Source organism: Variovorax sp. PCZ-1 (assembly GCF_018413605.1).
In the GTDB taxonomy this organism is placed as follows: domain Bacteria; phylum Pseudomonadota; class Gammaproteobacteria; order Burkholderiales; family Burkholderiaceae_C; genus JANMDU01.
Map to the genome: position 1 here is coordinate 468,071 of NZ_JAHCDN010000001.1, position 23,996 is coordinate 492,066.

27 protein-coding genes are annotated in these 23,996 nt (G+C 54.5%); 11 read left to right on the forward strand and 16 right to left on the reverse strand.

Features of this window, described 5'->3' with window-relative positions; genetic code table 11:
* The first annotated feature begins 12 nt into the window (after nt 1–12).
* Nucleotides 13–843 carry a shikimate dehydrogenase family protein gene (locus KIH26_RS02350; RefSeq protein ID WP_213442049.1) on the forward strand — a complete coding sequence of 277 codons (831 nt, stop codon included), beginning with the start codon at nt 13–15 and terminating at the stop codon, nt 841–843.
* A gap of 28 nt (nt 844–871) precedes the next feature.
* Here KIH26_RS02350 and KIH26_RS02355 read toward each other — a convergent pair whose 3' ends face one another.
* From KIH26_RS02355 to KIH26_RS02370, 4 genes are all read right to left on the reverse strand, one after another.
* Nucleotides 872–1,204, reverse strand: a complete 333-nt coding sequence (locus KIH26_RS02355) for an Mpo1-like protein (protein ID WP_213444613.1) — start codon at nt 1,202–1,204, stop codon at nt 872–874.
* Between the two features lie 61 nt (nt 1,205–1,265).
* Nucleotides 1,266–1,790, reverse strand: coding sequence for a YqhA family protein (locus KIH26_RS02360; protein ID WP_213442050.1), 525 nt, complete (start codon nt 1,788–1,790; stop codon nt 1,266–1,268).
* A 60-nt stretch (nt 1,791–1,850) separates the two neighbouring features.
* Nucleotides 1,851–2,663 (reverse strand): TIGR00266 family protein, encoded by an 813-nt coding sequence (locus KIH26_RS02365; RefSeq protein WP_213442052.1) that lies wholly within the window; start codon nt 2,661–2,663, stop codon nt 1,851–1,853.
* Between the two features lie 56 nt (nt 2,664–2,719).
* On the reverse strand, nt 2,720–3,712 hold the full coding sequence (locus tag KIH26_RS02370) for an alpha/beta fold hydrolase (protein ID WP_213442054.1): 993 nt from the start codon (nt 3,710–3,712) through the stop codon (nt 2,720–2,722).
* Nucleotides 3,713–4,231: 519 nt separating this feature from the next.
* On the opposite strand from KIH26_RS02370, the gene KIH26_RS02375 reads away from it, so the two are divergent.
* Nucleotides 4,232–5,146, forward strand: coding sequence for a dienelactone hydrolase family protein (locus KIH26_RS02375; protein WP_213442056.1), 915 nt, complete (start codon nt 4,232–4,234; stop codon nt 5,144–5,146).
* Here KIH26_RS02375 and KIH26_RS02380 read toward each other — a convergent pair.
* Nucleotides 5,129–6,148, reverse strand: a complete 1,020-nt coding sequence (locus KIH26_RS02380; RefSeq protein ID WP_213442058.1) for an LLM class flavin-dependent oxidoreductase — start codon at nt 6,146–6,148, stop codon at nt 5,129–5,131. The genes KIH26_RS02375 and KIH26_RS02380 overlap by 18 nt on opposite strands.
* A 67-nt stretch (nt 6,149–6,215) precedes the next feature.
* Nucleotides 6,216–6,692, reverse strand: coding sequence for an SsrA-binding protein SmpB (smpB, locus tag KIH26_RS02385; protein WP_213442061.1), 477 nt, complete (start codon nt 6,690–6,692; stop codon nt 6,216–6,218).
* Nucleotides 6,693–6,762: 70 nt separating this feature from the next.
* Between smpB and KIH26_RS02390 the strand changes: the two genes are divergently transcribed.
* Both KIH26_RS02390 and KIH26_RS02395 read left to right on the forward strand, forming a co-directional pair.
* Nucleotides 6,763–7,215 carry a type II toxin-antitoxin system RatA family toxin gene (locus KIH26_RS02390; RefSeq protein WP_349627835.1) on the forward strand — a complete coding sequence of 151 codons (453 nt, stop codon included), beginning with the start codon at nt 6,763–6,765 and terminating at the stop codon, nt 7,213–7,215.
* Entirely contained in the window at nt 7,208–7,552 is a 345-nt protein-coding gene (locus KIH26_RS02395) for an RnfH family protein (protein WP_213442063.1), read from the forward strand. The genes KIH26_RS02390 and KIH26_RS02395 overlap by 8 nt, the downstream gene beginning before the upstream one ends.
* A gap of 28 nt (nt 7,553–7,580) precedes the next feature.
* Here the strand turns inward: KIH26_RS02395 and KIH26_RS02400 are convergent, their stop codons facing one another.
* Both KIH26_RS02400 and KIH26_RS02405 read right to left on the reverse strand, forming a co-directional pair.
* Entirely contained in the window at nt 7,581–8,225 is a 645-nt protein-coding gene (locus KIH26_RS02400; protein WP_213442065.1) for a DNA-3-methyladenine glycosylase I, read from the reverse strand.
* Between the two features lie 10 nt (nt 8,226–8,235).
* Nucleotides 8,236–9,162 carry a LysR family transcriptional regulator ArgP gene (locus tag KIH26_RS02405; protein ID WP_213442067.1) on the reverse strand — a complete coding sequence of 309 codons (927 nt, stop codon included), beginning with the start codon at nt 9,160–9,162 and terminating at the stop codon, nt 8,236–8,238.
* A gap of 83 nt (nt 9,163–9,245) precedes the next feature.
* On the opposite strand from KIH26_RS02405, the gene KIH26_RS02410 reads away from it, so the two are divergent.
* Nucleotides 9,246–9,866 carry a LysE/ArgO family amino acid transporter gene (locus tag KIH26_RS02410; protein WP_213442069.1) on the forward strand — a complete coding sequence of 207 codons (621 nt, stop codon included), beginning with the start codon at nt 9,246–9,248 and terminating at the stop codon, nt 9,864–9,866.
* Here KIH26_RS02410 and dprA read toward each other — a convergent pair.
* Entirely contained in the window at nt 9,863–11,053 is a 1,191-nt protein-coding gene (gene dprA, locus KIH26_RS02415) for a DNA-processing protein DprA (RefSeq protein ID WP_213442071.1), read from the reverse strand. The genes KIH26_RS02410 and dprA overlap by 4 nt on opposite strands.
* Before the next feature lie 18 nt (nt 11,054–11,071).
* The gene (locus tag KIH26_RS02420) at nt 11,072–12,271 is read right to left on the reverse strand and encodes a LysM peptidoglycan-binding domain-containing protein (RefSeq protein WP_213442073.1); all 1,200 of its coding nucleotides are present in this window, start codon (nt 12,269–12,271) and stop codon (nt 11,072–11,074) included.
* A gap of 161 nt (nt 12,272–12,432) precedes the next feature.
* On the opposite strand from KIH26_RS02420, the gene def reads away from it, so the two are divergent.
* The 4 genes from def to KIH26_RS02440 are packed head-to-tail and all read left to right on the forward strand — an operon-like array spanning nt 12,433 to nt 15,127.
* A complete protein-coding gene (gene def / locus KIH26_RS02425) occupies nt 12,433–12,969 on the forward strand; it encodes a peptide deformylase (protein WP_213442075.1) in 537 nt (178 codons plus the stop codon).
* Nucleotides 12,970–12,994: 25 nt separating this feature from the next.
* On the forward strand, nt 12,995–13,987 hold the full coding sequence (fmt, locus tag KIH26_RS02430; protein WP_213442077.1) for a methionyl-tRNA formyltransferase: 993 nt from the start codon (nt 12,995–12,997) through the stop codon (nt 13,985–13,987).
* Nucleotides 13,988–13,997: 10 nt separating this feature from the next.
* The gene (locus KIH26_RS02435) at nt 13,998–14,792 is read left to right on the forward strand and encodes an AzlC family ABC transporter permease (protein WP_213442079.1); all 795 of its coding nucleotides are present in this window, start codon (nt 13,998–14,000) and stop codon (nt 14,790–14,792) included.
* On the forward strand, nt 14,789–15,127 hold the full coding sequence (locus KIH26_RS02440) for an AzlD domain-containing protein (protein WP_213442081.1): 339 nt from the start codon (nt 14,789–14,791) through the stop codon (nt 15,125–15,127). The genes KIH26_RS02435 and KIH26_RS02440 overlap by 4 nt, the downstream gene beginning before the upstream one ends.
* A 1-nt stretch (nt 15,128) precedes the next feature.
* On the opposite strand, the gene KIH26_RS02445 is transcribed toward KIH26_RS02440, so the two are convergent.
* The 3 genes from KIH26_RS02445 to KIH26_RS02455 all read right to left on the reverse strand — a co-directional run bounded on the left by KIH26_RS02445 (nt 15,129) and on the right by KIH26_RS02455 (nt 18,367).
* Nucleotides 15,129–16,034 (reverse strand): NAD(P)-dependent oxidoreductase, encoded by a 906-nt coding sequence (locus tag KIH26_RS02445; RefSeq protein ID WP_213442083.1) that lies wholly within the window; start codon nt 16,032–16,034, stop codon nt 15,129–15,131.
* 21 nt (nt 16,035–16,055) lie between these two features.
* Complete coding sequence (locus tag KIH26_RS02450) at nt 16,056–17,192, reverse strand: PilT/PilU family type 4a pilus ATPase (protein WP_213442085.1); 1,137 nt, start codon at nt 17,190–17,192, stop codon at nt 16,056–16,058.
* Nucleotides 17,193–17,323: 131 nt separating this feature from the next.
* Nucleotides 17,324–18,367, reverse strand: coding sequence for a type IV pilus twitching motility protein PilT (locus tag KIH26_RS02455; RefSeq protein ID WP_213442087.1), 1,044 nt, complete (start codon nt 18,365–18,367; stop codon nt 17,324–17,326).
* Nucleotides 18,368–18,407: 40 nt separating this feature from the next.
* Here KIH26_RS02455 and KIH26_RS02460 point away from each other — a divergent pair, with 40 nt between their 5' ends.
* Nucleotides 18,408–19,094 carry a YggS family pyridoxal phosphate-dependent enzyme gene (locus tag KIH26_RS02460; RefSeq protein ID WP_213442089.1) on the forward strand — a complete coding sequence of 229 codons (687 nt, stop codon included), beginning with the start codon at nt 18,408–18,410 and terminating at the stop codon, nt 19,092–19,094.
* Nucleotides 19,095–19,257: 163 nt separating this feature from the next.
* On the forward strand, nt 19,258–20,571 hold the full coding sequence (locus KIH26_RS02465) for an FAD-dependent oxidoreductase (protein WP_213442091.1): 1,314 nt from the start codon (nt 19,258–19,260) through the stop codon (nt 20,569–20,571).
* A gap of 15 nt (nt 20,572–20,586) precedes the next feature.
* On the opposite strand, the gene KIH26_RS02470 is transcribed toward KIH26_RS02465, so the two are convergent.
* The 3 genes from KIH26_RS02470 to KIH26_RS02480 form a co-directional block, all read right to left on the reverse strand.
* Nucleotides 20,587–22,653, reverse strand: a complete 2,067-nt coding sequence (locus KIH26_RS02470) for a diguanylate cyclase domain-containing protein (RefSeq protein WP_213442093.1) — start codon at nt 22,651–22,653, stop codon at nt 20,587–20,589.
* Complete coding sequence (locus KIH26_RS02475; RefSeq protein WP_213442095.1) at nt 22,650–23,342, reverse strand: DUF599 domain-containing protein; 693 nt, start codon at nt 23,340–23,342, stop codon at nt 22,650–22,652. The genes KIH26_RS02470 and KIH26_RS02475 overlap by 4 nt, the downstream gene beginning before the upstream one ends.
* Nucleotides 23,343–23,429: 87 nt before the next feature.
* Complete coding sequence (locus KIH26_RS02480; RefSeq protein ID WP_213442097.1) at nt 23,430–23,963, reverse strand: flavodoxin family protein; 534 nt, start codon at nt 23,961–23,963, stop codon at nt 23,430–23,432.
* Nucleotides 23,964–23,996 lie beyond the last annotated feature (33 nt).

Consider the following 23,996-nt stretch of genomic DNA (forward strand, 5'->3'; position numbering starts at 1 on the left):
TTTAGATTCAAAATGCGTATCGACGGCAATATCGAAATCATCGCCCACATTGGCTGGCCGACCTACAGCTTCAAAGCGCCGCTCATTTACAACCCGTATTTTGAGCAAGCGGGGATCAACGCCATGGTCACGCCAATGGGATGTAAACCAGAGCACTTCCCTGAGTTTCTGCGCAATGTGTTCCATCTGGAAAATGTGCGTGGTGCATTGATCACCATGCCTCACAAAGTCAGCGTGATGGATTTGCTGGACGTTATTTCACCCGCGGCACGTGTAGCTGGTGCATGCAATGCAGTCAAGCGCGGTTCAGACGGCAAGCTCTATGGCGATATGTTTGATGGCGAAGGTTTTGTGCGCGGCGTGCAGCGCAAAGACTTTGTTGTAGAGGGCAAGCGTGCACTCATTGTGGGAGCAGGCGGCGTAGGCAGTGCGATTGTGGCGTCGCTGGCCCACGCAGGTTTGAAAGCGATGACTTTGTATGACGTTGACGCTACGAGCTGTGATGCACTTGCTGATCGTATTCGCGCGAATTTTCCTCATGTGAGGGTTTGTGTTGGCAGCAATGATCCTGCTGGATTTGATCTGGTGGTCAATGCCACACCGCTGGGTATGAAGAAGGGCGATCCCTTGCCACTGGATGTGAGCCGCTTAGATGCCAACACCTTTGTCGGCGAGGTGGTGATGGCGCAAGAAATCACGGCCTTCTTAGCTGCAGCGCGCGCGCGCGGTTGTCGAACGCAAGTCGGCACAGACATGCTCTATGAGCAAATTCCCGCGTATCTTGAGTTTTTTGGTTTACCAAGCACCACGGCGGAGCATCTGCGCGAAGTGTCTCTGGCTTGAAATTAATGGGGTTCTGATCCCATTTAATTCAGAGCTTGATTCGCCCGATCAAGATATCTTTGTACATCACCCAATCTCCCATGAAGGAATAGAGTGGGCGCTTGAAACTGGCAGGCTTGTTGTGCTCAAAGCCGAAATGGCCAATCCATGCGAAGCCGTAGCCACAGAGCAGACCGGCGAGCAGCCACAGCGCATTTCCAGTGATGAGTAGCATCATCAAACAACCCAGCGATAAAGAGGAGCCGACGAAATGCAGGCGGCGGCAAGTGCGGTCTTTGTGTTCGGTGAGGTAGAAAGGATAAAACTCAGCGAAGCTCTGCACTGCTTTTAAGTCAGGCGAGCGCGGTACCGTGGTGTCGATCGTGCTGTGAAAGCTGCTCAAAATTGTCTCCTCAGATATCGATGGGAACCATGCTACTCGCTCATTCGCTATGTTTGTCGCGCGTGAGCCGCTCTGCGAAGGATATACCAATCGCTGACAAGACAAAAGTGAAATGAATGACGGCCACCATCGTGACAACTTGTATGTTCTCCAAAGTCAAATCACCGCTGAGGTAGGTTTTTAAAGCATGCACGCCAGATATGGAGATGATGGCAAAAGCCAACTTAAGTTTCAGGTTGTATGTGTTGACATGATCGAGCCAATCCGGTTTTTTCATGTCTTTTTTATCGAAATGCCCCGTGGTGACGAAGAGCGACACACCAGCCAAGGCCACCACCCACACCAGCTGCGCCACCATCGTCATGTCTACCAGTTCCAGTACCTTGATGATCAGGCCAATTTTTTCCAAATCGCCAAAGATCAAGGTTTGCATGAGTTTGTAGGTTTCAAGCAAAAATTTACCCAAGATGCCGAAAATGATCGCCACCAAGCCCACATAGAAAAACAACATGATGATTCGCATGCCATAGAGCAGCGAGCCAACGCTGGATAAGAGTTTTTCCATGATCTTCCTTGATAAAAATACAAATGCAGTCACTGCACCAAACCAACTGGGCTGTTGACCTTATCTGTTGTTGCCGCCCAGAATACCACCTAGCAAGCCACCAGCGCTTAAAAGCGAGCCTTCTTCGCTGCTGCCACCTTGCTGAGGCGCTGAGGCAAATACGCGGCTGGCCAGGCGCGAGAAAGGCAGGCTTTGTAGCCAAACCGTGCCGCCGCTTTGCCCACCTGAGAGCTTGGCAAAAAACAAACCCTCGCCGCCAAACAGCGCCGTCTTGATCTTACCTACATACTGAATTTCAAAATTTGTATTCGGTGTGTAAGCGACCACGCAGCCGGTATCGACCATCAGCGTCTGCCCCGGTGCGAGATCACGCTTCACGACTGTGCCGCCCGCGTGTACAAAAGCCAAGCCTTCGCCTTCCAGTTTTTGCATGATGAAGCCTTCTCCGCCGAAAAAGCCCACGCCGATTTTTTTCTGAAATGCGATATCCAAACTCACTCCGCGCGCGGCAGCCAAGAAAGCGTCTTTCTGGCAGATCAATGTTCCGCCGAGTTCTTGCAAATTCATTGGCAAAATTTTACCGGGGTAGGGTGCAGCAAAGGCCACGCGCTGCTTGCCTTGCGCTTGGTTGGTATAGACCGTGGTGAACAGCGATTCACCTGTCACCAGCCGCTTACCAGCACCCAGCAGCTTGCCAAAAATACCGCCCGTTTGCGCTCCACCGTCGCCAAACACCGTATCCATGCTGATGCCTGCGTCCATGAACATCATGGAGCCAGCCTCGCCAATCGCAGCCTCTCCGGGGTCGAGCTCAATCTCTACAAACTGCATTTCTGCGCCGCGAATATCGTAGTCAATCACGTCCATTGCCATGTCATCGGTCCTCTATAAAAATGTGTCAATCATGAGTGCGGTTTCAGCGCGGGAATTCAGTTTTTTGATTTTGCCGCAGCATCGAAATATTTCAGCGTCGTGTCGAGAGCCAAGTTGCGCCAAGCATCTTTTTCAAGATGCAAGGCATGGCGAGACTCAGGAATGCGCCAGCCAGTGCAGCGGCCCGCCATGGCAGTGTTCACTTGTGCGCAAAACTCAGCTTGCGCCTCGTTGCGTACGATCGTATCTTGCCCGCCACTGAACACCAGCACAGGAACTGCGACTTGTCTCGCCGCGATGCCACGAATTTCTGCTGAGGCATTACAGGCTTGCAGACCCCATTGCAAGCTAGGCCCAGAAACGCGTGCGTCCGTATGCCCGCAGTGTGGCTTGGCCTGGCAGACAGCTTCACGAGATTTCATATGCTGGCGCAGGCGCGGCACACTTGTAGAAAGATCATTTTTACTCTGATCTTTGGATTGCAAGAATGCATCGCGTTGCGCTTCAAACTCTGATCCACCTGCGCGGCGGGTGGCAATGCCTTCAGGCAATTGCACAGCCGATGCGCCGCGATGGCACCAGGCCTGCAGAGTCCGACCAAAGAAGCTGGTGAGATCTGATGCGGTGACAGGCTCAAACATGGGGGTAAAAAGAGACACAGCTCGCAGGGGACTGGCCGCGCCTTGACGCTCAATCGCACCTGCCATGATGGCGCCCCCCATCGAGTGTGCAAAGCCGTAGAGTGGCTTGGCTTTGGCACCCCGCTCTTTGTGAACCTGCTGGATAAATGCATCGAGATCGAGGATGAAATTCTCGAAATGATGGATATGCCCAATTGTTCCGGGCGCAAGCCGTGTGGAAAAGCCTTGACCACGGTGATCTTGCACATACACGGAGTAACCGTTGGCCACCAAGTCGTGAATCACTTCTTGGTACATCGTCAGACCTTCGGTGAAGCCCACGCTGATGACGACACCACCACGGCTCTCGGTGCGGTGGATGTATTTGCGCCAGTGCAATTTCACTGGTGTTTGATTCGATGCATCCATGGGCACCCCCATCGAACTGCCGATCCGCACGTCAGCCCAGCGACGGGTACGTTGTTCCCATTGACGCCAAGTCGTTTTGCTAGCGACGGATTCTGTGCTCCAGATGCCAAGAGCTGGTTGAGAACTCTTGGGTAAGTCTGCAAAGGCCGGAAACTGGGGCGTTGCGTTGCTACTTTGGCTCAGGCTATGGCCTGAAAGGAATAAACAAAATACTAGTGAAACAATCTGGCGAATGGAGCTCATTGGATAACCTGGTTGGAGAAAAGAGCGATACTGGCAAAAGCAAATGGAGTGATTCAATGCATAGCTTGACAGATATCTGTGACGATTTCAAATGAGCTTGCTGTTGCAAAAACTTATGCAAATCGTAAACGAACTGGATCGAAAAGATGCTTGTGTGTGGTGTGAAATCAGCATAGATCAGGGTTTGCCGCCATACGCAATATGAACTTTCGCGTGATGCTTGAATCTCTTTCAATCAAAACCCCTTCTAAACACAGTTGAACCTAGGAGAAAGCCATGACACCCATCACTCCCGGCTCGCGCCTCACAGCAGCAGATTTTGACCAAGAACTCTTGATCCTGTTCGATGCTTATGTGCATGGCGATATGGACCGACGTGGTTTTTTGCAACGCGCTGAGAAGTTTGCCAAAGGTGGTGTGACCGCCGCTGCCATTCTGGCGTCCTTACAACCCAATTTCGCCGCAGCGCAAATCGTGCCCAAAGATGATTCGCGACTCAAAACTGAAACCGTCACCGTTTCTTCACCCGATGGTTCAGGCAGTATCAAAGCCTATGTGGCCAAGCCGGCCAACGCAACGGGCAAGCTCCCCGCTGTGCTCGTGATCCATGAAAACCGGGGCCTCAATCCTCACATTGAAGATATCACCCGCCGTATTGCACTCGATGGGTATATTGCCTTCGCGCCTGATGCGCTCACCGCTCTCGGTGGCTACCCCGGCGATGAAGACAAGGCCCGCGCTGAGTTCGCCAAACTAGACCAAGCCAAAATTCGCACAGACTTCCTCGCCAGCTATGCCGCGCTCAAGGCGAGAAGCGATGTGACTGGCAAAGTGGGTGCCGTTGGCTTTTGCTATGGCGGCGGCATGGTGCATTTTCTCTCCACCCGCCTGCCCGATTTGGCCGCTGGCGTGCCTTTCTATGGCAATCACCCGGCAGCTGAAGAAGCCGCCAAAGTCAAAGCGCCGCTGCAAATTCATTTCGCTGGGATTGACGAGCGAATCAATGCTGCGTGGCCTGCTTATGAGGCCGCATTAAAGGCCGCAAACGTGAATCACGTCGCGCATATTTACCCGAACACCCAACATGGCTTCAACAACGACACGACACCACGTTTTGATGCTGCCGCAGCCAAACTAGCATGGGAGCGCACGATGGGTTTCTTTGGGCAGCATTTAAGACAACTCAGCTGATCGCTCGCGAATGGCCTGAGCTGCAATATCCAAGGATCTGAGTCGGAGCGCAGGATCATGTACGTCGCAGACAAACATGATCTCATCAGCTTGGGTTTGATCCAGCAAATCCTCTAAACCACTGCGCACGGTTTCAGGTGAACCGATCACACCTGCAGCTAAAAAATCGTGAATCGCTGCACGGCCTTGCGGATCAATGCGCGACATGAAGCCTGCGTCTGGCACTGGCAACAAGCCTCGCCGCCCTGTCAAGATGCCATAGACGCGCTGATAGACGCTGCTGGCCAGATACTGCGCTTCTTCATCGGTGGGCGCAGCGATCAAGGGCACGCCGATGATGGCGTAGGGTTTGGCAAGCTGCGCAGAAGGCTTGAATGTTCGGCGATAAATGTCCAAAGCCTGCAGCAGCATCGCGGGCGCGAAATGTGAGGCAAAGGCATAGGGTAAGCCCATTTGCGCAGCGAGCTGAGCGGAGAAGAGGCTAGAGCCCAGCAGCCAGATCGGCACTTGCGTGCCCGCGCCAGGGTTGGCCGTGATGCGCTGGCCTTCTTGGGCGGGCGCGAGATAGCTCATCAGCTCGGCCACCTCGCGCGGGAAATCATCAGCGGACTCTAGGTTGTGGCGGCGCAGGGCGCGCATGGTGTATTGGTCTGTTCCGGGCGCTCTGCCCAAGCCCAGATCTATGCGGCCAGGGTAGAGCTCAGCCAATGTACCGAAGGCTTCTGCCACGACGAGCGGCGCATGGTTGGGCAACATGATGCCGCCGGAGCCCACGCGAATCGTTGTCGTGCCGCCTGCGATGTGGCCGACGAGTACGGCAGTGGACGAACTGGCCACACCGGCCATGTTGTGATGCTCAGCCAGCCAGTAGCGCGAGAAGCCCAGCCGCTCTGCATGTTGAGCGGTTTGCAGCGCAATCTGTAAAGCCTGCGCCGTTGTGCCACCTTCGCGCACGGCCACGAGATCGAGCATGGAAACAGCAGTTTGGGATAGAGTTTTCATGGTCTTTTAAGCATATTGCCGGCGTAGAATCTGCGCGAGGTGCTATTAAAAATATAGCATAGACAGGTTAGCGATTATTCACCTTCATCGCCCGCTCGACCTCACGTTTGCCTTCGCGCTCTGCAACAGTGTTGCGTTTGTCGTGTTCGCCTTTGCCTTTGGCCAGTGCAATTTCGCATTTCACGCGGCCGCTTTTCCAATGCAAATTGATCGCCACCAGGGTGTAGCCTTTTTGCTCCACTTTGCCCACCAAGCGGCGGATTTCGTCTTTGTGCATCAGCAGCTTGCGGCTACGCACGGCATCAGGGTGCACATGGGTGGAGGCGGTCTTCAAAGGGTTGATCTGGCAGCCCATGACGAAAAGCTCGCCGTTTTTGATGATCACGTAGCCGTCTGTTAGCTGTACTTTGCCATTGCGCACAGCTTTGACTTCCCAGCCTTCCAGCACCATGCCGCACTCATACCGCTCCTCGAAGAAGTAGTTGAATGAGGCTTTTTTGTTTTCGGCAATACGACCAGGGGGATCAGACTTAGGTTTGGCCATGAGGCTCTTTAAATGCGGATGTCGCTAGAAATTACAATAGAGGTATGATTGTATTGGCGCGCGTCTCTTTGTGAATTCCATCCAAAAATCCGTGTTGATTTGGTACAGCGCCCAGCAGATGTTTGATCTGGTCTCGGATGTGGCCAGCTACCCCCAATTTTTGCCTTGGTGCGATCAAGCCCAGGTGCTGCAAAAGCACGCTGATGGGCAAACGGCCGAGATCAGCCTCAACTTCAAGGGGCTCAAGCAGAGCTTTTCTACCCGCAATACGCATGTTCGCTATGAAGACGGCACGCTGGAGGATCGCTTGCAGCTGGTCAAAGGGCCGTTTTCACAACTCGACGGCGTGTGGCGCTTCTCCCCTGTGGGCGATATTGCCTTGTCGTCCTGCAAGATCGAGCTGGCGCTGAGCTACGATTTTGACAATACCGCCATGGCCGCACTCGTGGGCCCGGTGTTTGAATGGATTGCTTCAAGTTTGGTGGATGCTTTTGTGCAGCGGGCCGAAAGCGTGTATGGCTGAGCCACGGCAAATCAGCGTGCTTTTGGTGTATTCGCCTGCGCCACGTGTGGTGCATGAGCTCATATTGAATGTGCCTTCAGGCACGCGTTTGAGCGATGCACGGGCGCTAGCTGCCCAAGACCCACGCTTTGCTCATCTACCCAGTGAGGCCAGTTTTGGCGTGTGGGGGCGCAAAGTCACGATTCATCACAGCTTGCGCCACGAAGAGCGCTTGGAAATCTATCGCCCTTTACGTGTTGACCCCAAAGTGGCGCGCCGCGAGCGCTTCAAAAAGCAGGGTGCCAAGTCTGCAGGCTTGTTTGCTAAGCGCAGACCGGGCGCAAAAGCAGGCTATTGAACAGCTTGCCCCCAGCGACTGAGATCGTTTAGGCAGGTCGCTTGAGCGATTGGCGAGCGCTTTCGACCTGAGCACGGTGGCTGCAGCCCTCCAAATGGTCGTTGACCACGCCCATGGATTGCATGAGGGCATACATGGTGGTGGGGCCGACGAAATTGAAGCCCATTTTGCGTAAGGTTTTGCTCAAGGCTTGAGATTGCTCGGTTTGGCCGAGTGTGCTCGCAACCGCAGGCGTGATTTTTGTGGGGCGTTGTTTGGCTGAGGGCTCATGTGACCAAATGAGTTTCGCCAAAGCGCCTGAGCCTTGGGTATCGATCAGATCACAGACTTTTTGCGCGTTGTTGATCGCGGATTCGATCTTGCCGCGATGGCGGATGATGCCAGCGTCTTGAACCAGGCGCTCGACGTCTTTCTCTGTGAAGCGAGCAACTTTTTCAAAATTGAATTGCTGGAAGACTTCGCGGAAGCGATCACGTTTGCGCAAAATCGTGATCCAGCTCAAACCCGCCTGAAAACCTTCGAGCGTGATTTTTTCAAACAGCCTGCGCTCATCGATCACAGGCATACCCCATTCGTGATCGTGGTAGTGGATGTAGTCCGCAAAAGCATCCCCTTGCCCACACCAGGAGCATCGGTGTTTGCCGTCGGGGTGATGAATGAGTGAGAGTGGCATGGAGAAGAGTTTAAGGAGTTTGGCTTGGGAGCAGATGCAAACGTGCGGCTTCGATCACCGCCGCAGTCAAGCGCGCAGCTTGTGCAGACTCTTGGCTCCAGGAATGCCAATACAAAGGCACATCGATGTATTGCCCCGGAAACAGATCGATGAGCCGGCCAGATTCAATATTGCCGCGCCACTGCAAACGCATTTGCACATCGGCCTGCAAGCCCCAGCCGAGGCCTTCCAGCATGGCCAAGTGATAAGCATCGCCAGCGGGAAAATAGTGGCGCGGGTAGTTAGCCTCATGCAAACCAAAAGCTTCCATCAAGAAGCGCTCTTGCAGTTGGTCTTTGCGGTTAAAGCAAAGCGCAGGGATTTGCAAAAGAGCGGGAGCGTGGGTTTTCTTTTTGAGTGAGCGCAGCAGCTTCGCAATCGCTGGATTCCCCAAACAGTGGTAGCGCATCGTGCCCAAGGGCTGTGCTGTGCAGCCGCGCAAGGGTTTGGGTAAATCAGTGACGCAGCCGAGCACATCGCCGTTTTGCAGCCACTGCAAGGTGTGCTCTTGGTCATCGACCACGCTGTGCAGCAGAAGGCGATGCGTTCGAAGCGTCTCTTGTACACCTAATAAAAACCACGATGCCAGTGAATCCGCATTCACGGCGACGGGCAAAGCGAGCCACTGAGATTCATCACTCGGTGATGCCAAACGCTCGGTCAAATCGGCTTCAAGCAAGCGTGTGCGGCTAATGTGCGCCAGCAGCACTTGGCCGGCTCGGGTGGCCTGCGCGGTTTTGCCGCGAATGAGCAAGCGCTGGCCAAGCTGAGCCTCGAGCGCTTTGATGCGGATGCTGATTGCCGCCAAGGTGATGTGCATTTGCTTGGCGGCCAAAGCCATGCTGCCGGTTTGTACGGTTGCAGCGAAGGCTTCGAGTTGTTTGGGGTCCAGTGCCATTCATGAATTAAAACATTTTTAACCGAATTGATAAATAGTTAATTGCATTTGATTCAGAGGGTTGACGCATCACAATCCATCCCATGAATATTTTTTTCTCTGGCATGTTGCTCAGCCTGTCCTTGATTGTGGCCATTGGCCCGCAAAACGCCCATGTGTTGCGCATGGGCTTGCTGCGCTCGCATGTGGGCATCACGATTGCGGCTTGCGCCATCACGGATTTGCTGTTGATCTGCATCGGCGTGTTTGGCTTAGCCAAGCTCGGCAATCTCTCGCCGGCGATCAACACAGGCTTGGTGGGCGCAGCCATTTTGTTTTTGATCAACTACGGCTGGCAGGCCGCCAAGCGCGCACGCCTGCCAGCACACGAGGGCTTAAAGGCCGCTCAGAAAGCCGCACCAAAAAGCGCAGGCGTCGCGTTGTCGAGCGCGTTGGCATTTTCTTGGCTCAATCCGCATGCGTGGATTGATACGGCGGTGATCATTGGCACGGCGTCGTTGGCGTATGGCGCGCCGAGCAATTGGTTGTTTGGCATGGGCGCAGCGGCTGGTTCAGCGATTTGGTTTATCACGCTGGGCTTGGGTGCAGCAGCGATGGCCAAGCAGCTCGCTCATCCAGCTGTGTGGCGCGCGATTGATGTGTTGGTGGTGATCACGATGTGGGGCACAGCGGCTTGGCTGGCCGTGGGTTTGTTCAAAACTTAAGCTTGCGCCATCCGTTGAAACAAGCCGCCCGGTAGCCTGGCCACATCGCCAAGCAGCTCCAACTCAAGCAGCTGCACTTGCAATTGCGCTGCCGGGATGCCGGTGCGGTCGATCAAGCTGTCTAAGCTGATGGGGTCATGCCCCATGGCCTCAAAGAGTGGATTGTTTTGTGTATTTTCAAGGCCTTTTATGCCGTTTGCCGGCATAGGATCTGCGCAGAGTGCTCCTGAAATCATAGTATTTGCGAGCTGTGCAGTAGGCTGGATCGGTAATTCTTCCAGCACATCTTGCGCGCTTTCTACCAATTTTGCGCCTTGTTTGATCAAGTGATGGCAGCCTTTGGATTGCGGATTGTGGATCGAGCCAGGAATGGCGAAAACCTCTTTGCCCAGATCGAGGGCTTGCCGCGCTGTGATGAGTGAGCCTGATTGGATAGCCGCTTCCACCACCAGCGTGCCTTGCGTGAGCGCGGCGATGATGCGGTTGCGGCGCGGGAAGTTTTCTGCCAAGGGCGGCGTACCGATGGGGAATTCTGAAACGATCAAGCCGTGCTGCACGATGCGGTGTGCGAGCTCGTGATGGCGCTTGGGATACACGCGATCCAGACCTGTGCCCACCACGGCAACCGTGCTGCCTGCCGCGCTGCCGAAATCTTGCTGCGCATCGAGCGCGCCCTCATGTGCTGCACCATCGATGCCCAGCGCCAAGCCGCTCACAACATGCATGCCCGATTGTGCGAAAGCTTTGGCAAAGTTGCGTGCGTTAGCAAGGCCTTGTGGCGTGGCGTTGCGGCTGCCAACGATGGCGATGTCGTCTGCAGTTTCTTTGGCAGCGAGATGCGCGTAAACCGCATGTGAGCCTGTCACGTAAAGCAAAATGGGCGGATCAGGCAGTTGCAGCAGCGCTTTGGGGTAATCGCTGTCGGCCAGGCTCACTACAGTGCGCCATGCAGCACTGGTGTCAGATAACCAGTTCCATGTGGCTTCGATCAGCGCAGGCAATTCCTGGCCCGGATCGAGAAGCGCTTTGACTTGCTTGGCTGTGATGCCTGCGCTCAGAGTATCCGCACTTTGGGAAAAAATCTGCTCTGGCAGACCAAAGCGCTGCAACAGCTTGGTGGCGGTGAGTGAACCAATACCATCGGCTGCGCTCAAGCGCAACCACTGGGCGAGCTCCTCGCGCGTCATGCAAATTCAGCGAAACAATCAGCGAGGATTGATCAAGCGGTCGCCTACTTTCACGCCGTCATTGATCTGCAAAATCAGCGCGTAGGAGACTTTATCAAACGTGCGGAACACCATGGCCAGACCATTGCGCTCGTCAGGCAGTTTGACTTCTTGGCGAGGTGTTACGGTGTTGTCATTGATGGTGCGGCCGTCTTTGATGATGGCCAACACATGGCCCACTTCCAAGCCATCAGCAGCGCCTTTGTTGAGGCTGACAATCGAATTTTGTCCGGCACGAGCCACCGTGTTGCCATACATGGACATCACGCGCACACCATCGATCACTTTGCTTGGAGCACGTGGCACATAAGTTGGGAAATCGCGCTTGGGCTCGGGAACCAAGCGATCACCAGCGCGCATTTCTTCTTTGTTGCCAACAATATCAAAGGTCGCGGGCACGATTTCCTTGGCTGGCTTGCCATCTTTGCCTGTGACATCGCGCACGCTTTGACCACGGACCAACTCTGCAGAGCCGAGATACTGCGCTTCATAAGCCAAAATTTGCCCAGTTGTCGGGTCTTTCAAGGGCACAGCATTGCGATAAACGCGGTAATTGGCCGGCGAGTCTTTCTCGGTTGCCAAATCATTGGGCAAGGCGGCGCGGGCATAGACGCGATCGCCCTTGGCGAAGAGTACGCGTTCGTTGTCTGAGCTGATGAAGCGAGGTGCGTTAGAGTGCGCTGCTTCATCTACCAAGATAGGCTCGGCCAAGAAAGGCTCGATCAGGTTGGAGGCGAGCGTAGGAATAGCGGCATCGGCCAGGCTGCTGTAGCGCGTGCGAGGCGATACTTTCACAGTTTGCAAACCGCCACTTGCAGTACCGGCGCGCAGTACGGCACGGCCGCTGCTCTTGTCCAGAGTCAGCACTTGGCCAGGATAGATCAGGTGCGGGTTACGAATCTCGTTGATATTCATGCCCCACAGCTCGGGCCAGCGCCAGGGTTGCTTGAGAAAGAGGCCAGAAATCGCCCAAAGCGTGTCGCCACCTTTAACGGTGTAGCTCTCAGGTGCGTTGGCCGCGAGCTCGTCAAGCGCGACGCCGGCTTGAGCCACGCGCTGAGCCGTTGCCTTTTGTGCAGGCGTGGTGATGTTTTGAGCGGTTGCTGGGGCAAGGCCAAACGCAGCGCCAAGCAATGCAGCTGCCAAAATAGAAGTTGTGTTGTGATGCTTCGTGCGCATTTTCACCCCGTATCAAGCTAGAAATTACTGTCAATTTTGATCTTAACCTATTGATTTGGCAAGATTTCTTAGATTTTTTGTCTTTTCGTGGGCGGCGGAAGGGCTGAAATATTGCGAAAATACGTCATTTACAGCATTCGCAGCACTTTTTGGCCTTCTCCATGACATCTGCCCAGATTCTCCCCATTTTGACTTACCCCGATCCACGCCTGCACAAAGTGGCTGAACCAGTGGCGCTTGGCTCGGGTGTCGATGCACGCACAGAGCAGCTCGTCGCTGACATGCTGGCCACGATGTACGACGCGCAAGGTATCGGCTTGGCCGCCACACAAGTGGATGTACATGAGCGCCTGATCGTGATTGACGTGAGCGAGGAGCGCAATGCGCCCTTGGTACTGATCAATCCAGAAGTGCTATGGGCAAGCCCCGAGAAAACCAAAGGCGATGAAGGTTGCCTTTCTGTGCCCGGCGTGTATGACGGTGTAGAGCGCAGCAGCTCGATCCGTATTCGCGCGCTTGATGAAAAAGGCGCATCGCGCGAGATCGAGGCCGATGGCTTGCTAGCGGTCTGCATTCAGCACGAGATGGATCATTTGATGGGCAAGGTGTTTGTGGAATATCTCTCGCCACTGAAGCGCACGCGCATCAAAGGAAAAATGGCCAAGGCTGAGCGCGAAGCCCTTGCAGGCAAACGTTGATTCAAATCCGTCTGGGCAATCACAGATGAAGATGATTTTCGCGGGCACGCCCGAGTTTGCGCGTGTGGCGCTGCAAGCCTTGCATCGTGCTGGTCATGAGATCGCCTTGGTGCTCACGCAGCCAGATCGCCCAGCAGGGCGTGGCATGAAATTGCAGGCATCCGCAGTCAAGCAATTCGCTTTGGATCATGGCATCCCCGTTGCGCAGCCACGTAGTTTGCGACTCGATGGCAAGTATCCTGAGGAAGCGCTTGCCGCTCAAGCGCAGATGCAAGCCACACAAGCGGATGTGATGATCGTAGCTGCCTATGGGCTGATCTTGCCGCAATGGGTTTTAGATACGCCGCGCTTGGGCTGCCTCAATATTCACGCCAGCTTGCTCCCGCGCTGGCGCGGCGCAGCGCCCATTCACCGCGCCATTGAAGCCGGCGATAGCGAGACGGGCATCACCATCATGCAGATGGATGCAGGGCTGGATACCGGCGATATGCTGCTGGTTGAGAAGCTGCCCATTTCACCACAAGACAGCACACCAAGCTTGCATGACAAGCTTGCAGCGCTCGGTGGCCGCTTGATTGTGCAAGCGCTTCAAACCATGCCGCTACACCGCACAGCGCAACCGATGGCAGGCATCACCTATGCGCACAAGATCGACAAAGCGGAGAGCGCGGTGAACTGGCAGCAAAGCGCTGAGCAGATCGAGCGCCGCATCCGCGCTTTCGCGCCATCGCCAGGCTGCAGCGCTGTGTTGCGCGGCGAGCTGATCAAGCTCTGCGCGGCGCAGCACATCGATGTTGGGAGCTCTGAAATTGATAGCACTTTGCGCAGTACCTATGCCGGCGAAGGCACTGTTTTGCTTATAAATTCGAATGCTATTGTGGTGGCTTGTGGCGCGGGCACGGCTGTGCGTATCACCGAGCTGCAGCGCTCGGGTGGTAAGCGGCTTGCTGCACAAGACTTCTTGCGCGGCTTCCCAATTCAAGTGGGGGACAAGTTTGAAAGCGCAAAGGGTGACTGAGCCCGCACAGATGCCACGACATTTCTGGCAGTACCCCGAATTCCGCGAAGGCGCACGCGCCATGCTCCCCGTCGCGCCAGGCATTGCCTCATGGGGCTTGATGACGGGCGTGGCCATGATGAAATCTGGCCTCTCACTGACCGAGAGTCTGGCGATGGCTTTGCTGGTGTTTGCCGGTAGTTCACAGCTGGCTGCGATGCCTCTTATCATCGCGGGCGCACCCATGTGGGTGATCTTGGCCACCGGCTTTTGCGTCAACTTGCGTTTCGTTGTCTTCAGCCTGCACCTGCGACCCTACATGATGCATCTGCCGTTGTGGCGCAGGATGTTGGGCGGCTATCTCACGGCGGATTTAACCTATGTTCTGTTTACCAAGCGCTATCCGCATCCGACAGGTGATGCTATAAAAAGAGAAGCATCTCGCGCAGATCCTATGACGGCAAACGGCCCAAACGATCTAGAAAATGCACAAAAAGAACGCCATCAGCAGCAAGCCTTTCTGCTGGGCAACAGCTTGGTCAATTGGTTCTCATGGGTCGCGTTCTGCGTAGCTGGCGTCCTGCTGGCCAATTTGATTCCGCAGGCTTGGGGATTGGGCTTTGCTGGCATCTTGGCGCTCGTGGGAATCGCCTGCTCGCTCGCCACAAGCCAATTACGCGTCGTCTCTGCGCTGATTGCTGGCGCAGCCGGGGTGGTGGCTTTTGCATTGCCACTGCGTCTGAACATCTTGGTCGCTATCGGCGTGGCCGTGGTCGTGTGCCTGAGCCTAGAGCGCTTTCGCCCAACAAGGGAAGCCAAATCATGAGGGATGGCACTGATTTCTGGACGCTCATCGTCATCTTCGGTTTGGCCGCAGTCACTGTGATCACGCGCTCATTCTTTTTCATCAGCAAAAAAGATTTCCATCTGCCGAATTGGGCGCAGCGTGGCTTGCAATACGCGCCTATCGCCGCATTGTCTGCAGTGATCATTCCAGAAATCGTGATGACACAAGGTCAACTGATTGCTACGCTGCAAGATGCGCGCATCTATGGCGCTTTAGCTGGCGCAGCAATTTTCTACTGGCGGCGCGATACGCTGGCTTGCATCATCGGCGGCATGGCTGTTTATCTGCCGATGCGCATGATGCTGGGTTGGTGATCTACTTCAAGCGCTTGATCAAGCTAGAAGTATCCCAGCGCTGACCACCGAGCTGCTGCACATCGGCGTAGAACTGATCGACCAAGGCCGTCACGGGCAAGCGTGCGCCGTTGCGTTTCGCTTCATCGAGCACGAGACCGAGGTCTTTGCGCATCCAATCCACAGCAAAGCCGAAATCAAATTTATCGGCCACCATGGTCTTGCCGCGGTTGTCCATTTGCCAGCTTTGCGCTGCGCCTTTGCCGATCACATCGAGCACGAGGTTCACGTCCAGCCCGGCTTTGCTACCGAAGGCAATGGCTTCAGACAAGCCTTGCACCAAGCCCGCGATCGCGATCTGATTGACCATCTTGGTGAGCTGCCCAGCACCCGCCTCGCCCATGCGCGTGAAGGCTTTGGAGAAAGCCATGGCTGCAGGCTTGGCCGCATCAAACGCAGCCTGATCGCCGCCACACATCACGGTGAGCATGCCGTTCTGCGCGCCTGCTTGGCCGCCCGAGACTGGCGCGTCTACGAAATGCAAGCCCTTCGCTTTGGCCTCTGCATACAGCTCGCGCGCCACATTAGCAGAAGCCGTGGTGTGATCAACAAATATGGCGCCTGCTTTCATGCCTGCAAATGCCCCATCTGCGCCAAGCACCACGCTGCGCAAATCATCATCATTGCCCACGCAGCAATACACGATGTCTGCACCAGCTACCGCTTCTTTAGGTGTTAAACCACGTTTTGCCGGCGTGAATTCTGCGCAGAATGCTTCGCTTTTCGTAGCATTGCGGTTATACACCGTCACTTGATGACCGGCTTTTATCAAATGTCCTGCCATGGGATAGCCCATCACACCGAGGCCGAGGAAAGCCACTTTGTGTGAAGCGCTAGGTTCGTAAGTTTTTGCGTTGATGGAAGACATGTCGGATCAGGAAATAAAAAATTAAACAATGGCAAACATTTCAGTGCCAGCGGCCAAATCCGAGGTCTTAGCACGCTGCGAATTGAGCTTGATTTGAAGGCGAAGATCGTTCACGGAATCGGCATTGCGCAGTGCATCTTCAAAGGTGATTTGATTGGTTTCAAAGCCATCAAACAGCGCTTGGTCGAAGGTTTGCATGCCCAGGTTGCGGCTCTTCTTCATGATCTCTTTGATCTCGGCCACATCGCCTTTGAAAATCAAATCAGAAATCAAAGGCGTATTAATCAAAATCTCTACCGCTGCGAAGCGGCCTTTGCCGTCTTGTTTGGGCACGAGGCGTTGAGAGACCAAGCCTTTCAAGTTCAGCGACAAATCCATCAACAACTGCGCGCGGCGCTCTTCTGGGAAGAAGTTGATGATGCGATCCAGCGCTTGGTTGGCGCTGTTGGCGTGAAGCGTGGCCATACAGAGGTGGCCGGTTTCGGCGAAGGCTACGGCGTGCTCCATGGTCTCACGATCACGAATCTCGCCCATCAAAATCACATCAGGCGCTTGGCGCAGGGTGTTCTTCAAAGCGGCATCCCATGAGTCAGTATCCAAACCCACTTCGCGCTGCGTCACCACACAATTTTTGTGTGGATGCACAAACTCCACAGGATCTTCAATCGTGATGATATGGCCGTAAGAGTTTTCATTACGGTGATCAATCATCGCAGCCAAAGTGGTGGATTTTCCAGAGCCAGTTGCGCCAACCAGAATCATCAGGCCGCGCTTGGTCATGACCAATTCAGACAGCACAGATGGCAGACCCAGGGATTGAATCGTTGGCAGGGTTTGCGGAATCACGCGCAGCACCATCCCCACCTTGCCCTGCTGAATGAAAGCGTTCACACGAAAGCGACCCACGCCTGGCGGAGAAATGGCGAAATTGCATTCCTTGGTTCGCTCAAACTCAGCGGCTTGTTTGTCGTTCATGATCGAACGCGCCAGCGCCAGCGTGTGCGCAGCCGTGAGGGGTTGAGGCGAGACTTTGGCGATTTTTCCATCTACCTTCACAGCGGGTGGAAAGTCGCCAGTCAAAAACAAATCCGAGCCATTGCGGCCTACCATCAATCTCAAAAGATCATTGATGAATTTCGAAGCTTGGTCGCGTTCCATGGAACGACTCCTTATCTGTTAACTTGCCTTACTGATACATTTTCAAGCAGCCGCTGTAGATCTGGCTTTGTCAGGCTACTAACGGCGCCCCCTGGGGGGAAGCGACCGCTAGGTCACTTCAGGGGGTACGTTTACCCCACAAAATTCTCCGGAATCTTCGCTTTACTGCGCGCTTCTGCCGGAGAGATGAGATTACGTTTTACGAGATCGGTCAAATTCTGATCCAGGGTTTGCATACCCACGCTGTTACCTGTTTGGATCGCAGAATACATCTGCGCTACTTTGGCCTCGCGGATCAAATTGCGGATGGCAGATGTGCCCAGCATGATCTCGTGAGCGGCCACGCGGCCTGTGCCGTCTTTGGTTTTGCACAGGGTTTGCGAGATCACAGCTTGCAAAGATTCGGAGAGCATGGCGCGCACCATTTCTTTTTCATCAGCGGGGAAGACGTCGATGATACGGTCAATGGTTTTTGCGGCGCTACTGGTGTGCAGCGTGCCGAAGACCAAGTGACCTGTTTCAGCTGCCGTCATCGCTAAGCGAATTGTTTCCAAATCGCGCATCTCACCCACCAGAATACAGTCTGGGTCTTCGCGCAAAGCGGATTTCAGAGCAGCGGCGAACGAGAGCGTCATGGGGCCGACTTCACGCTGGTTCACCAAGCATTTTTTGGATTCGTGCACGAACTCGATCGGGTCTTCCACGGTGAGGATGTGACCGTATTCGGTTTCGTTCAGGTAATTTACCATTGCAGCCAGTGTGGTGGATTTGCCGGAGCCTGTCGGGCCTGTGACCAGTACCATGCCACGTGGCTTCAAGGCCAAATCGCCAAAAATCTTGGGCGCATTGAGTTGCTCGAGCGTCAGAATTTTGGAGGGGATGGTACGAAACACCGCAGCCGCGCCGCGATTTTGGTTGAAGGCATTCACACGGAAACGCGCCAAGCCTTCGATCTCAAAAGAAAAGTCACATTCCAAAAATTCTTCATACTGCTTGCGCTGCGAATCGTTCATGATGTCATACACCATGCTGTGAACGGTTTTGTGATCCAGTGCATCCACATTGATGCGGCGCACATCGCCATGCACTCGGATCATGGGGGGCAGGCCAGCGGACAAGTGAAGGTCAGAAGCTTTGTTTTTAACGCTGAATGCCAGCAGCTGAGTGATATCCATGATGGTGCAAAATTTGGCTAGATGAAGTTATAGATACATTATGAGCATGATTTCAGACAATTTGGCCAGCGTCAATGCGCAGATTCACGCAGCCTGCGAGGAATTTGGTCGCAAACCACAGAGCGTTCGCCTGCTGGCAGTCAGCAAAACTTTCCCACATCAGGCGGTGCGCGAGGCCTATGCGGCTGGACAGCGCTCGTTCGGTGAAAACTATATTCAAGAGGGTGTGGAGAAAACACTGGCTTTGGTGGATCTGCCTGATATTGAGTGGCACATGATTGGGCCGATTCAAAGTAACAAGACGCGCCTGGTGGCCGAGCACTTCCATTGGGTGCACAGCGTCGATCGCTTGAAGATTGCGCAGCGCCTTTCCGAGCAGCGCCCAGTTGGCTTGCCAGCTTTGCAAGTGTGTTTGCAGGTGAACATTGATGGCGGGCCCAACAAATCGGGTTGCCTGCCTTCAGAGGCGGTGCAATTGGCGCGAGATATCTGCCAGTTGCAAAACCTGCAGCTGCGGGGGCTCATGGTGATACCCGAGCCTGCTCCTGATTTTATAGCTGCTTGCGCAGTACTGATGAGCGCAAAACAGCTATTTGACTCTATAAAAGAGCAAATTCCTGGCCTGGACACACTCTCCATGGGCATGAGCGCAGATTTGCGCGCTGCGGTGAAAGAGGGCAGCACGATGGTGCGGGTAGGAACGGCGATTTTCGGCACTCGGGTCTGAATTTTATGGCGCAGAGCCGTTTCAAAAAATGGGTTCTGTGGCTGTGCACAGAGCCTTTCCATTTACAATCATGACACTATGTTTTTGATAGCTATCCGCGCACATTCTTTGCCGGCAACAAGGCGGTTTTGCTTTGTAAAACATTGAAATCTGTTGGATACACATGAAAATTGCAGTTGTTGGCGCTGGCATCATTGGCATCACCACCGCGTATGAGTTAGCGCGTGATGGCCATGAAGTCACGGTGTTTGAGAAACGGGGAGCCGCAGCGGAAGAGAGCAGCTTTTCAAATGCTGGTGTGCTTTCGCCAGGTTATGTGACGCCTTGGGCAGCACCTGGCATGCCTTGGAAGGTGCTCAGGCAGATGGCCAGTTCGCATGCGGCGTTTCGCTTGAATTTTCCTCTGAGCGGCGCTGATATTGCTTGGCTGTGGCGCTTTTGGCGCGCGTGCAATTTACCGGCTTACCAAAGCCATCGTTCGGCTCTGCAGCAAATGGCGTTTTACAGCAGGAGCCAATTGCATGCCATCACCGAACGCCATGGTTTGGAATACGATCGCGCCGAAGGTTATTTGATTGCGCTGCGCACAGAGAAAGATCGCGCGCTGGTACAGCCCAGTTTGCAGGTGCTGCGCGATTTGGGTGTGCCTTTTTCCGAGCTAGACGAAGCAGGCGCCCGCGAGATTGAGCCTGCGATCAATACCGATACGCGCTTTGCGGGCGCCATTCATTTGGCGCAAGATGAGGTCGCCAATTGCCGCCAATTTGCATTGCTTCTCAAAGATGAGTGCCGCCGACTGGGTGTGCAGTTTGAATTCAACACTTCTGTGCAAAAACTGCAGATCGCCGGCACACATGCTGCGCAAAGCGCTACTCTTTTAGTAGCGGATATTCAGCCGCAATCACAGCTTTCCTCTTTACTGCCCAATACGCACCCGGCATCCGAGGCGGGGCGGGAGATCAACTTTGATGCCGTGGTGCTGTGCACTGGTGTGCAAGCGGCATCGTTGGTCGCCAAGCTGGGTGTGCATCTGCCGCTGCGCCCGGTGTACGGCTATTCGGTGAGTGCGCATGTGAAAGAGCCACTGAATGCACCACGCTCTGGGCTGATGGATGAGCGCTACAAGGTGAGCATCACCCGCTTGGGGCAGCGCGTGCGTGTGGCTGGTAGCGCTCAGGTGGGCGGGCGAGCGGGCGAGATGAACCGCGCAGCCCTCAAAACGCTCTACAAGGTGCTGCACGATTGGTTTCCTGGCGCTGCGGTGATGAGTCAAGGTGTGCAGGAATGGCAGGGCGCGCGGCCGATGTTGGCCAATCGGCCGCCAGTGATCAGCCGCGTAGCCATGGGCTCTGCGGTATGGCTTAACCTGGGTCATGGCTCCAGCGGTTGGGCGTTATCGTGCGGCAGTGCGCGTCTCTTGGCTGATCAGATCAGCAAGCGTCAGCCAGCGATTGACAGCCAGGCCTATGCGCTGTGATGGCGCGGCAGCCGTTCAAGATTTGTAGATTTGCTGCGTAGGCAGATAGCTGGACTGCAAACCACTCTGGCTGTCTTGCGAATCACCCGCAGCCTGCTGTGCAGACTGTGCTTCATTCAATGTGCGGCTCATTCGCTCTGCTTCCTCCACCAAGAAGCGTGTATCGATGCCATGAAGCATTTCGCGCTCTATACGGTGAATGCGCTCATACAAATTCGTAGAACTGGCATGAGTTTGCGCAGCATCGGATTGTGCAATCTGATCCGTGAATTCGTTGGGTGTGCTGTAGGCCATGGTCGAATCTCTGAGCAATTGAGAAGCATCTTTATGCGATTCAACGCCACCCACCCAACCAATTCTTTTGTTGGGCTCCAGTGTTTGCAAAGCGAGTTGGCAGCGCCGCTCCAAGGTATCGGCGCGGAAACCGTTGAGCGGCATCCAGGCCAGAGCCATACGCGCTGTACTGGCCATGGGCGCACCATGCGAGGCCAATACCATCAGGCGCGAGAGGATCTTTTGTGCCATGCGAATCGCCAGCGCTGGATCTGGCGGCATCATCACGGTGATACCGAATGCATGACCAGAGATTCGCCCCACGCCGTCTGTGCCCGAGACACTGGTGGATAGGCTTGCTGCTATCTGAACCATGCCCATCTCAAAACCCTGCTCGCCATGTTCATCCATAGCGGCCTGTGTGTCCAGCACGGAAATAAAAATAAACACGGCGCAGGTTTGCTGCTGCTGCAGCCGCTCACGTACTTTGTACAAATGTGCTTGCATGCCTTCGCGGTTAAGCAGACCCGTGAGCACATCGCGCAGCGGCGAAATGTTGGCGCGGGCCAAAACCTGCCTTCCCATGCGGTGCTGCAGGAACAGGCCACGCATCATCAACAGGGAGGCCAGGGTGCAAAGCACAGAGGCGATCTTGCCGCTTGTATCAGAGCTGATCATGCCTGAGTAGGCCATGAATAACAAAAACAAACCCACTGGGTACAGCAGCAAACCCAAAGTGATGCCCAAATTACGCGAGTAGTTTTTGAACCATGAGATGGTCAATAAAAACAGCACAAATACCAAGACCAAGGCCATCAGAATGCCGATGGTCATAGGGGTGGTGTCGCGCAAATCATAACTGGCCAAAATCAAAGCACCAATAAAAACGGCAATGGTGATCAATACGCTCGCCCACCACAATCGCGCAGAATAGGCATGCGTGCCCAATGCGATCGTTGCGACAATTGGCAAAAGCGCACCCCATGTGGTGTTGATGATGAATTTGCTCAAATCATTGAACTCATCACTGCTGGTATACACAAACATGCCGCCTAAGCCGCTGCTAGAAATCAACACCATAGCCATGATGAAGCTCATGGCAGTCACAGCCAAGAAGCCCGCTTTTTGGAAATTCAGTGCCATCAAAATACCCATCAGCGCCATCACCAAATTGACGCCAATGAAAATACCCGATGCCCAAATATTGCCCGTGCGTGCTTCCATGAACGCGCTGTTGTTTTGCAGCAGCACCGGAGCATCCAGCATTCCACGATGCGCAAACTGCATCACCACATCCAACTGACCGGGCGGCACTGGGAGAATAAAGCTGGGCTGGCGATCCGCCAGTGGCCAGCGATCCATCGCAATACGATCGCCGGAGGAAAGCGTCTTCCAAGGCCCGTAGTCGTAGCGGTAGGACACATGCACGATATCCAAGCGGGGCATCATGACCGTGATGCTGAAATCGCTGGCCAGGCGTTCGGAAAATACCGTCATGCGAGTGACCATGCGCTCATTCGCTTGCAAAGCAAAGGGATCAGTTTTGGGGGCGATAGAAAAGCGCTGTGCTGGCCATTCCCAGATCTGATCTGGATCTAGCGGTATCTCATTACTCTGTGTCACGCCACTGACAACGGTGGCTTCCCAGCGTTGGCGTAAATCAATCTCTAGGCTTTCACGAATTTCTCTGCTCTGCGACTGAGTCAGCATCTCGCCCCAATTGATTTGCGGAGCCGCTTGAGCGAATGCCTGCCAAACCACCAGCACTGCAGGCAAAACATAGCGTAAGCATCGAAGTGGGGCTATCACCCCAATACCTCCAGCACATCCGAGCGGTATTCGCGGCTGTAGAGGATCATCACAACAGCTGCGGTAGCCAATGCAAAAGCAAAGGGTGAGAAAAACCAAGCAATCACTGCAAATGCAAAGTAATAACCTCGCAAGCCATCGTTGAAGGTTTCTGCTGCCATGCTCAGCATACGACCTGCTCGCTGAGAAAACAGCTCACGGTCATACTTACCGGCTTCAAATTCCTTGGGGTCTGGCATGGAGCCAATCAGCAGCGCCACAAAGGTGTATTGCCGCATGCTCCAGGAAAAGCGAAAAAACGAAAAAACGAAAATGCTGATCATGACCAGCACTTTGAGATCAAAAATGAGCACGGAGGTGCGCTGAGCAAAAGGAATATCGCGCACCAATTCCGTTGCTTTGTCTGTGCTTCCCAAAAGCGCAAACAAACCACCGATCACAATGATCGTGGTAGAACTAAAGAAAGCGGGAGTCGAGGAGAGATTCTGCGCAATGATGCCATCTAGCACACGGGGATCGCGGCTGGTGGCGACTTGCATCCAATAGCCACGATAGCGATTCGTGGCAGCGATCAAAGAGTTGCGCTTCTCGCCTTGCGTCTTGGTGAACCAAGAATAGGACACCCAGACTGAGAAAAACCAGCCCAAAGCCAGCCAATCTGGCCAAGGAAGAAGTGACAGCATACGCATATCACTTGATCTTACACAAATCTCAGGGTAATAACATCCCAATTTCAGAGGAGACCCAGCCCCGACTTGGGGCTGGGCTTGAGCCGATCAACCGCGCAATTTGGTTGCAACTTCGGCCACGCGCTTGCCGTAAGCTTGCGCGGTGTCCAAATCGCCTTGAGGAATCTTGTCAGCCGGATCTTGCGGACCGCATTGCGCCATGACGCCACTGTTGGAGCCGATGCGGTTGATGTTGCCATCGTTCATGGCTGGCTGGCCGACCCAGATCATGCCTTGCTGCATCGAGAGTGTGATGAAGTATTGAATGGTGGAGAGCTTGTCGCCACTTGGGCTGGCAGAGCAAGTGAAGCCGCCGGCCACTTTGTCTTTCCAGGCGCTGGTGAACCACTTCTTGCTGGTGGCATCAGCAAATTTTTTGAACTGCCAGCTGGCCATGCCCATGTAAGTGGGGCTGCCCATGATGATCGCGTCTGCGGCATCGAGCGTGGCCCATTGCGCATCGGTCAAGTCACCATTGGCATCGATGGCCACGAGTTCGGCGCCTGCGCCTTTGGCAACAAAATCTGCCACGCGTTGGGTGTGACCATAACCTGAGTGATAAACAACTGCTACTTTTGCCATTGAGGATTCTCCTAAAAATTGGCGTTGAGGGAA